The 2768-nt window shown below is 53.7% G+C and carries 1 rRNA gene; it reads right to left on the bottom strand.

Annotated features, from left to right (window positions below):
* Positions 1-2712 (bottom strand): 23S ribosomal RNA (locus E0L13_RS11615); the annotation flags it as partial.
* Positions 2713-2768 lie beyond the last annotated feature (56 nt).

Below are 2768 nucleotides of genomic sequence, written 5' to 3'. Positions count from 1 at the left end.
CATGACTGGTACACCATTGGTCCGTCCACTCCGGTCCTCTCGTACTAGGAGCAGCCCCTTTCAAGTTTCTTCCGCCCGCGATGGATAGGGACCGAACTGTCTCACGACGTTCTGAACCCAGCTCGCGTACCACTTTAATGGGCGAACAGCCCAACCCTTGGGACCTACTTCAGCCCCAGGATGTGATGAGCCGACATCGAGGTGCCAAACCTCCCCGTCGATATGGACTCTTGGGAGAGATAAGCCTGTTATCCCCAGGGTAGCTTTTATCCGTTGAGCGATGGCAATTCCACTCTCTACCACCGGATCACTAAGCCCGACTTTCGTCCCTGCTCGACCTGTCCGTCTCGCAGTCAAGCTCCCTTCTGCCTTTACACTCTTCGCGCGGTTTCCGTCCGCGCTGAGGGAACCTTTGGGCGCCTCCGTTGCTCTTTCGGAGGCGACCGCCCCAGTCAAACTGCCCGCCTGAGACTGTCCAAAGACTCGTTACGTCTCTCGTTAGAATCCCAATAAAACAAGGTTGGTATCCCACCAGCGGCTCTGCGAATACTGGCGTACTCGCTTCTATGCCTCCCAACTATCCTGTACATCTCTTACCGGAATCCAATCTCAGGTTACAGTAAAGCTCCATGGGGTCTTTCTGTCCAGTCGCGGGTAACCTGCATCTTCACAGGTACTTCAATTTCACCGGGTCCCTCGTTGAGACAGTGCCCAAATCGTTACACCTTTCGTGCGGGTCGGAACTTACCCGACAAGGAATTTCGCTACCTTAGGACCGTTATAGTTACGGCCGCCGTTTACTGGGGCTTCAATTCTCTGCTTCGCCTTACGGCTAACACGTCCTCTTAACCTTCCAGCACCGGGCAGGTGTCAGCATCTATACGTCAGCTTTCGCTTTAGCAGACGCCTGTGTTTGTGGTAAACAGTCGCTTGGGCCTCTCTTCTGCCGCCTATTCCTGCTCCCTGCGTTTCTGCAGCTCACATACTTTAGGCTATCCTTTTCCCGAAGTTACGGATACATTTTGCCGAGTTCCTTAACGAGGGTTTTCCCGCGCACCTTAGAATTCTCTTCCTGCCTACCTGTGTCGGTTTCGGTACGGGCGCCTGAGTCCTCACTAGAAGCTTTTCTCGACAGCCTAGTTCCTGCCCCTTCGCCATTGTCTCCAATGGCTCCCCATCACTTCTCGGCTTTTAGTATGGCGGATTTGCCTGCCACACAACCTACCAGCTTGGACGTGCTCTTCCAATCGCACGCGCGCATTCCTTTCTGTGTCACTCCTTCGCTCAAACAGACTCCTGCGGTACAGGATTTTCAACCTGTTGTCCATCTCCTACGCGTCTCCGCCTCGGATTAGGTCCCGACTTACCCTGGGTCGACGATCGTTGCCCAGGAACCCTTAGGCTTTCGGTGGAAAGGATTCTCACCTTTCTTTTCGCTACTCATACCGGCATTCTCTCTTCCTGCTTGTCCACCTGTCCTTCCGGTCAGGCTTCTCCCATGCAGGAACGCTCCCCTACCCAAGTATCTCAAGATACTTGCCAAAGCTTCGGTTCCGTACTTTAGCCCCGGTCATCTTCGGCGCAGAGTCTCTCGACCAGTGAGCTATTACGCACTCTTTTAATGGTGGCTGCTTCTAAGCCAACATCCTGGTTGTTTTCGAAATTCCACATCCTTCGCCACTTAGTACGGCATTGGGGACCTTAGCTGTTGGTCTGGGCTGTTTCCCTCTTGACTACGGGCCTTATTACTCGCAGTCTGACTCCCATGTATAAGTACAGCCATTCGCAGTTTGATTAAGTTCGGTAGCCGGACAGGCCCCTACCTCGTTCAGTGCTCTACCGCCTGTACTCTTACCATGAGGCTAGCCCTAAAGCTATTTCGGGGAGAACCAGCTATCTCCACGTTCGATTGGCATTTCACCCCTACCCACATCTCATCCAAAAGCTTTTCAACGCTCACTGGTTCGGTCCTCCACACATTTTTACCTGTGCTTCAACCTGGACATGGGTAGATCACTGTGGTTTCGGGTCTACTGCTGCCAACTTATCGCCCTGTTCAGACTCGCTTTCGCTTCGGCTCCGCGTTTCCCGCTTAACCTCGCTGGCAACAGTAACTCGCCGGTTCATTCTTCAATAGGCACGCCGTCGCGCATGTAAAGCGCTCCGACTGTTTGTAGACATACGGTTTCAGGTTCTCTTTCATTCCCCTCCCGGGGTTCTTTTCACCGTTCCCTCACGGTACTATTCGCTATCGGTCCATATCAGTGTTTCGCCTTGGAGGGTGGTCCCCCCTGCTTCCCACAAGGTTCCTCGTGCCCCGTGGTACTCTGGATCCTGCTCCATGGTCTTCCTTACGCTTACCGGGCTCTCACCGTCTCTGGCCCAGTTTCCCAACTGGTTCTGCTTCGTCCAACCATTTGTTAGCAGTCCGCAACCCCGAAGCGGTTTCCCGCCCCGGTTTGGGCTCTGCCCCGTTCGCTCGCCGCTACTGAGGGTATCTCTGTTGATTCCTTTTCCTCCGGCTACTTAGATGTTTCAGTTCACCGGGTTCCCTTCCTTTCGGATGACAGCACTCCTGCTGCCGGGTTTCCCCATTCGGACACCTGCGGGTCAATGGTTACTTGCACCTCACCGCAGCTTTTCGCAGCTTATCGCGTCCTTCATCGGCTGATATGGCCAAGGCATCCGCCGTACGCCCTTACTTGCTTGACTTTATGTCTTCACCGTTTTTCAGAGTTTCTTCGGTTCGTTAAGTCTTTCTCTTTTTC

This window comes from Megasphaera sp. SW808 (assembly GCF_012027795.1).
GTDB lineage: Bacteria > Bacillota > Negativicutes > Veillonellales > Megasphaeraceae > Megasphaera > Megasphaera stantonii.
The sequence above is the reverse complement of the archived record's forward strand: the minus strand, read 5'-3'. Positions and strand labels throughout refer to the sequence as shown.